This is a genomic window from Nioella sp., assembly GCF_964229645.1.
GTDB lineage: Bacteria > Pseudomonadota > Alphaproteobacteria > Rhodobacterales > Rhodobacteraceae > Nioella.
This window is the reverse complement of the sequence record NZ_CAXREX010000041.1, coordinates 1-6306: the sequence shown is the minus strand read 5'-3', so window position 1 is coordinate 6306 and position 6306 is coordinate 1. Positions and strand designations below refer to the sequence as shown.

General features: G+C 62.5%; 9 protein-coding genes. 3 read left to right on the top strand and 6 right to left on the bottom strand.

Features of this window, described 5'->3' with window-relative positions; genetic code table 11:
• A partial coding sequence (locus ACEQXV_RS02870; protein ID WP_370267800.1) for a double zinc ribbon domain-containing protein occupies positions 1–105 on the bottom strand: 105 nt, incomplete at its 3' end.
• 30 nt (positions 106–135) lie between these two features.
• Between ACEQXV_RS02870 and ACEQXV_RS02865 the strand changes: the two genes are divergently transcribed.
• A complete protein-coding gene (locus ACEQXV_RS02865; protein ID WP_370267799.1) occupies positions 136–1008 on the top strand; it encodes a methyltransferase domain-containing protein in 873 nt (290 codons plus the stop codon).
• Positions 1005–2045: a ferrochelatase gene (gene hemH / locus ACEQXV_RS02860; RefSeq protein ID WP_370267797.1), complete on the top strand. Its 1041-nt coding sequence runs from the start codon at positions 1005–1007 to the stop codon at positions 2043–2045. The genes ACEQXV_RS02865 and hemH overlap by 4 nt, the downstream gene beginning before the upstream one ends.
• Here hemH and ACEQXV_RS02855 read toward each other — a convergent pair.
• From ACEQXV_RS02855 to ACEQXV_RS02835, 5 genes are all read right to left on the bottom strand, one after another.
• Positions 2042–2176 (bottom strand): hypothetical protein, encoded by a 135-nt coding sequence (locus ACEQXV_RS02855; protein WP_370252711.1) that lies wholly within the window; start codon positions 2174–2176, stop codon positions 2042–2044. The genes hemH and ACEQXV_RS02855 overlap by 4 nt on opposite strands.
• 105 nt (positions 2177–2281) lie before the next feature.
• The gene (gene mutT / locus ACEQXV_RS02850; protein ID WP_370252710.1) at positions 2282–2680 is read right to left on the bottom strand and encodes an 8-oxo-dGTP diphosphatase MutT; all 399 of its coding nucleotides are present in this window, start codon (positions 2678–2680) and stop codon (positions 2282–2284) included.
• Complete coding sequence (gene argJ / locus ACEQXV_RS02845; protein ID WP_370252709.1) at positions 2677–4059, bottom strand: bifunctional glutamate N-acetyltransferase/amino-acid acetyltransferase ArgJ; 1383 nt, start codon at positions 4057–4059, stop codon at positions 2677–2679. Before argJ ends, mutT begins: the two co-directional genes overlap by 4 nt.
• A 76-nt stretch (positions 4060–4135) precedes the next feature.
• Entirely contained in the window at positions 4136–4864 is a 729-nt protein-coding gene (locus ACEQXV_RS02840) for a CatB-related O-acetyltransferase (RefSeq protein ID WP_370252707.1), read from the bottom strand.
• A 172-nt stretch (positions 4865–5036) separates the two neighbouring features.
• Positions 5037–5870 carry a peptidylprolyl isomerase gene (locus ACEQXV_RS02835; RefSeq protein ID WP_370267795.1) on the bottom strand — a complete coding sequence of 278 codons (834 nt, stop codon included), beginning with the start codon at positions 5868–5870 and terminating at the stop codon, positions 5037–5039.
• A 216-nt stretch (positions 5871–6086) separates the two neighbouring features.
• Between ACEQXV_RS02835 and ACEQXV_RS02830 the strand changes: the two genes are divergently transcribed.
• A partial coding sequence (locus ACEQXV_RS02830; protein ID WP_370267794.1) for a hypothetical protein occupies positions 6087–6306 on the top strand: 220 nt, incomplete at its 3' end.

The following is a 6306-nucleotide window of genomic DNA, read 5'->3' as shown; positions in this document are numbered from 1 at the left end:
GGGCGTATCGGCCCAACAGCTTGCACAGAGACCGAATTCGGTATCAACCGGTGCGCCGCAGCAGACGCAATCGGGCGGAAACACCGCATTCACAGCCGTTTGCATTTTCATCCCGGCCCCCTAGGTTGCATCGCCATGACCGTCCCGACCGACAAGACCCGGCCCCGGCTGATTGATCAAGAGGCCCTGACACGCCACCGCGCCCGCGCGCGGCTGGATCGTGCCGGGTTTCTGCATGACGAAGCACGGTTGGAGCTTCAGGAAAGGCTGCTGGACGTTAACAGGGCGTTTACGTCCCCCGCGATCGTGACGCCGTTTCCAGATCATTGGTCCGATTTCCTGCCCGGTGCGGTCGTTGTGCCCGACAGCGAGATCCTGGAACTGGAGCCCGGCGCACATGACCTCGTCTGCCATGTCATGGGGCTGCACTGGGCCGAAGACCCGGTGGGCCAACTGGTGCAATGCCGCCGTGCCCTGAGACCCGACGGGCTGCTGATGGTCGCCATGCTGGGGGGCGACACCCTGCACGAGCTGCGCTCGGCGCTGGCACAGGCTGAAAGCGAGGTCATGGGCGGGCTCAGCCCCCGCGTGGCCCCGATGGGCGAGATTCGGGATCTGGGCGGACTTCTGGGCCGCGCGGGCCTGTCCTTGCCCGTGGCCGACCGGTTGCCGCAGCGGGTCACCTACCAGACGCTCTTTCACCTGATGCACGACCTGCGCGACATGGGCGAAACCAACGCGCTGGCCGCGCGTCACAAGGCAGTACCGCCGCGCGGGCTCTTTGCGCGTGCCGCGCAGCTTTACGCCGACAGTTTTCCCGCAGAGGATGGGCGTATCGCGGCCACCTTCGAACTGGTCTTCCTGACGGGCTGGAGCCCGCATGAAAGCCAGCAGAAACCCCTTCGCCCCGGATCGGCCGCCGCGCGTCTGGCCGAGGCATTGGAAACAACCGAATTCGACGAAGCCGCCCGCCCCGTGCCGGCGCAGACCAAAAGAGGCCAGGAATGACCCAAGCACTGCCGCACGCCCCTGCCGACCATCCCCCGGTGAAGTTCGGAAAGGTTGGCGTTCTTCTCGCCAATCTCGGCACGCCCGACGATTACAGCTACTGGCCCATGCGCCGCTATCTGAACGAATTCCTATCGGATAAGCGGGTCATCGACTACCCGGCGTGGAAATGGCAGCCGATCCTTCAGTCCATCATCCTGACAAAGCGGCCCTTCAGCTCTGGCGCGGCCTACAAGTCGATCTGGAACCACGACAAGGGCGAAAGCCCGCTGATGACCATCACCAAGGACCAGACCGCCAAGATGGCCGCCGAGATGCAGGCCCGGCACGGCGACAGGGTCATGGTCGATTTCTGCATGCGCTACGGCAACCCGTCGACCAAATCCAAGGTCCGCGCGATGGTCGAGGCGGGCTGCGACAAGATCCTGTTCGTGCCGCTCTACCCGCAATATGCGGGCGCGACCTCGGCCACTGCCAATGACCAGTTCTTCCGCGCGCTGATGGAAGAAGCGTGGCAGCCCTCGGTCCGCACCCTGCCCGCCTATTTCAACCATCCCTCCTACGTGGACGCGCTGGCGCAATCGGTGGAACGGGCCTACGCGGCGATGGAGACCAAGCCGGACATCCTGGTCGCCTCCTATCACGGGATGCCGGAACGCTACCTGATGCAGGGTGACCCCTACCATTGCCAGTGCCAGAAGACGACGCGCCTTCTGCGCGAACGGCTTGGCTGGGACAAGAGCCAGATCGTCACCACCTTCCAGTCGAAGTTCGGCCCCGAAGAATGGCTGAAGCCCTACACGGTGGAAGAGGTCGCGCGGCTTGCCGAAGCAGGAAAGAAGCGGATCGCCGTCATCGCGCCCGCGTTCAGCGCCGACTGCATCGAAACGCTGGAAGAGATCAACGAAGAGATCAAGGAAAGCTTCGAAGAGGCGGGCGGAGAAGAGTTCACCTATATCCCCTGCCTCAACGACGAAGACGCCCACATCAGCGCTCTGGCGGACGTGATCGACGTCAATCTATCGGGATGGGTCTAGGCCGCCGCCACGACGGGGCGGCCAGCAAACAGGCGGTCGCCCACGCGCACGACCATATGCCCATTGGGTAGGGTCTTCACGAAGGTCCCCTGCACGGAGACGCACGATCCGATGATGATGGTCCTGAGCATGACGCTCCTCCTGAATAGGCCATAACGCGGATCTTATTGCGCCAGGCCGCCCGCTTACCGCCAATGTAGCGTATTCGTAGGCATATCCAGAGATATCTTTTGCGATCAGAGCCAGTCGCGAAGGATTGGAATCAGGGGAATGTCGGCCGGGGGCATCTCGTAGTCACGCAACTGGTTTGCCCGGGCCCAGGCCAGTTTCTGACCTTCCTGCGCGGTCACGATCCCGTTCCACTTGCGGCAGGCAAAGAGGGGCATCAGCAGGTGAAACTCATCGTAGCTATGGCTGGCGAAGGTCAGTGGTGCGAGGCAGCTTTCCCAGGTGTCGATCCCCAGTTCTTCCTGCAACTCGCGCACAAGGGCCGCCTCGGGTGTTTCTCCGGGCTCGACCTTGCCTCCCGGAAACTCCCACAGGCCCGCCATGGACTTGCCTTCGGGGCGCTGTGCCAGCAGCACGCGCCCCTCGGCATCTATCAGGGCAACGGCGGCAACCAGGACCGTTTTCACGACCGGTAATCCGCGTTGATCGAGATGTATTGATGGGTCAGGTCGCAGGTCCAGACTGTTGCCTCGCCCGATCCGAGCCCCATGTCGACGGCAATCACCAGCTCTTCCTGTTTCATGTAGGACGCGCCGGCCTCTTCGGTGTAGCTTTCTGCCACCCACCCCTTTTCGGCAACCAGGATGTCACCGAAGCGGATGTTGAGCAGGTCGCGATCGGCCGCAGCACCCGACTTGCCAACTGCCATGACAATCCGACCCCAGTTCGGGTCTTCGCCCGCGATGGCCGTCTTAACCAGCGGCGAATTGGCAATGGCGCGTGCCACCTTGTCGGCGTCCCGGGCAGTCTTTGCTCCGGTCACCCGGACCTCGACCAGTTTCGTGGCCCCTTCGCCATCGCGCACGATCTGAAGCGCAAGGTCCTTGAGAACCGCCGCCAAACCTGCGGCCAGAACCTGGCCAGAGGCGCTGCGTGCAGAGGTGATGCGCTTATGATCGGCCTGGCCCGTCGCCGCGACCAACACCGTGTCGGAAGTCGAGGTATCGCTGTCCACCGTCACGGCGTTGAAGCTTGCGTTTGTGCCAGCCTTCAACATCGCCTGAAGCGCGGGCTGCGAAACGGCGGCATCTGTAAAGACGTAACCAAGCATCGTCGCCATGTCCGGCGCGATCATCCCCGATCCCTTTGCGAACCCCGCAATGGTCACGGTGGCTCCGTCGATCTCGACCTGCTGCACCGCGCCTTTCGGAAATGTATCGGTCGTCATGATGGCCTGTGCGGCATCCTGCCAGTTGTCCTCGGACAGCCCGGCCTGAAGATCACCAAGAGCGTGAGTAATCTTCTCGGGCGGCAGCGGTTGACCGATCACACCGGTGGACGAGGAAAACACATGCCCCCTGGGCAGGTTCATCAACTTGGCCAGCTCCCCGGTGACCTGGTCGACGGTCTGCTGGCCGGCATGGCCCGTGAAGGCGTTGGAGTTGCCGGCATTCACGATGAAGGCAAAGCCCTTGTCCGACCCGGATTTCAGCGCTGCGAGCTTCGCCTCGCAATCGAGCACCGGAGCGGACCGCGTGGACGAGCGGGTAAAGACCCCGGCAATGGCGCTGCCCGGCGCGATTTCTGCCAGCATCACGTCCTTGCGATTCTTATATTTCACGCCAGCCGCAACGGCAGACAAGCGCACCCCCGAGATGGGTGGGATCGCGGGGAAACCGTCCTTGGGCGCCAGCGGAGAGACCTTGGGCGACGCCTTTGCAGCAGGTGCCTCCTCAGCCTCGGGGGCCGCACGTTCCAGCTTCAGCTTCTTGCGCAGCTTGTTCAGCTTCTTTTTCAGCTCGGCGATTTCACCGCCTTCTTTCGCATTCTTGTCTTTCTTGGCCATAGGTCGCTTCACCGTTTGAAGGGGCAGTTGCGTCGCAAGCATCGCGGATTCCAGCCCAAGATCAAGCCGATCCGGATCAGATTTCTTCGCTGGCCACAAAGACCTCGGGCTCGAATTCCGGCTCGTCCCGCATCGCCAGGACTCCGTGGGCGAATTGTCCAGGCTTTGCCGGATCGAGATGCTGCAACTGCCAGGGCGCAAAACGCCACCATTTGCTGCGCAAGATGGGGGAAATCAGCTCTGGCGGCAGGCGGTATTTCTTGATCACCGCCGGGTTGCCAGCAACCACGGCATAGGGCGGAACGTCCTTGGCCACCACGGCATTGGCGGCCACGATGGCCCCGTCCCCGATCGTCACCCCCGCGGCCACATAGGCTCCGTGCCCGATCCAGACATCGTTGCCGATCGTGGTGATCTTCGCCTTTGTCGAGGGCCCGGTGAAGTTGAACTTGAAGTCATGGTAGCGCTCGGCATCCCGAAACTCCGACCCGAGTGAGAAGAGCCGGTCACCCAGGTAAAAGGCCGGACTTGTCGATATCCATTTCGTCGGATGATCCTGTCGGCCAATCTGCACCTCTTCGCCGAAAGAGCAGTAGCGCCCGATCCGGGCCGCCGCGCAATAGCCGGACACCTGGTAGGAAAATGCCCCAAGTTCGAGCGAATTCTCGTATTGCGTCCACTTCAGGCTGGCAGGTGCCTCGATCCGGGTAGCCTTGGGAAGGGTAACGCTCGTTCCCGCCCCACGCGGAAGGACCTCGATTCCTTGTTTCGCCAATTTGCGAATGCTGATGCTGACTGTCGACATGAACTCTTCCTGAAATCGGGACCGTCCCATTCTAGAAAGAAATGGCCCCGTCACCACAAGCTAAATAGGCATCACAACTCGCCAAGCCGCATCTGGGCACCATGGCTGACAAGCGGCCAAACCCTTGGCTATGGAAAGCGGGGGCCCGGCAGAACCCGGCCCCCGCAGAGGATCAGTTATCAAGCAAACCCAGGTCGCGGATCAGGGCCGGGTCAAGCTCCATCTCGGGGCGCTCGATCGCGGCGGCAGCGCTCATCTCTTCGAGGTAGCTGTCGACGCGGGCCTGGCGCAGGCCTTCGATCAGCTGGTCCTGCACCTCTTCCAGGGCCGGGGCGGCCTGGTCGCGGGTGTCATTCAGGATCACCACGTGCCAGCCGAAGCGGGTCTGAACCGGGGGAGACACTTCACCGACTTCAAGCGCGAACACCGCTTCCTCGAAGGGCGGAACCATCATGCCCGCCGTGAACCAGCCAAGCTGCCCACCATTGGGGCCAGAGGGGCCGGTCGAATGTTCCTGGGCGAGGGCCGCGAAATCCGCGCCGCCTTCCAGTTCCTCGATCAGCGCCTGCGCCTCTTCCTCGGTTTCCACCAGGATGTGAGAGGCATTGTATTCGGTCACCGGTTCGACGTTGCCATACTGCGCGTCATACTCGGCCTGCAGCTCTTCCGCCGGGATGTCGGCCATGGCCACGGCGTCCAGTGCCATCGCTGCGATATAGGCGCGCTCCTCGTTTTCCAGGCCGATACGCATCGCGCCCGACAGTTCGTCACGCGCCATGGACGCCACGACTTCCTGCTGGATCAGCTGTTCCAGGATGCCCTGAAGCAGCATGTCGTTGGGCAGCGCCTGGTATTGTTCGGGCAGGGCGGCGGTCGCGGCGATCACGTGGCCGAGCGTAATGTCCTGGCCGTTCACGGTCGCCAGCACGGTGCCCGCATCCTGGGCCACGGCGGGCGTAATCAGAAGCGCCGACAGTGCCGCGCCGGCAAGAAAGTGTTTGGTCATTGAAGATATTCCCATGTTGAAGGCCGGGTTGGTCCCCTGGCCGCGTTGACACATATCCGGCAGCCCCTTATGTCCCTTTCTGGTTTGGCATCGGGGCCTAGCCTGACTTGGGGGTCGTTGTAGACGCCTGCAAGGAGCCGAACAACCCGATGCCCTCAGGTTTGATAGATTGCGGCTGAAATCGGCAGCCGACGATGCGGAAGGGCAATAGAGAACATGCTTGGGCTTGGATTACTCGCGAAGAAGGTCTTCGGAACCCCGAACGACCGCAAGATCAAGGCCACCCGTCCCCTCGTCGAAAAGATCAACGCGCTGGAGCCGGATTTCGAAAAACTCACGGATACCGAAATCGTGGCCAAGACCGCCGAGCTGCGCAATCGCGCGCAGAATGGCGAGAGCCTCGACGACCTTCTGCCCGAAGCCTTCGCGAACTGCC

Excerpts from the sequence above, each read along its gene's own strand:
- ACEQXV_RS02865 (WP_370267799.1), top strand. The coding sequence starts at position 136 with ATGACCGTCCCGACCGACAAGACCCGGCCCCGGCTGATTGATCAAGAG.
- hemH (WP_370267797.1), top strand. The coding sequence starts at position 1,005 with ATGACCCAAGCACTGCCGCACGCCCCTGCCGACCATCCCCCGGTGAAG.
- ACEQXV_RS02855 (WP_370252711.1), bottom strand. The coding sequence starts at position 2,176 with ATGCTCAGGACCATCATCATCGGATCGTGCGTCTCCGTGCAGGGGACC.
- argJ (WP_370252709.1), bottom strand. The coding sequence starts at position 4,059 with ATGGCCAAGAAAGACAAGAATGCGAAAGAAGGCGGTGAAATCGCCGAG.
- ACEQXV_RS02840 (WP_370252707.1), bottom strand. The coding sequence starts at position 4,864 with ATGTCGACAGTCAGCATCAGCATTCGCAAATTGGCGAAACAAGGAATC.
- ACEQXV_RS02835 (WP_370267795.1), bottom strand. The coding sequence starts at position 5,870 with ATGACCAAACACTTTCTTGCCGGCGCGGCACTGTCGGCGCTTCTGATT.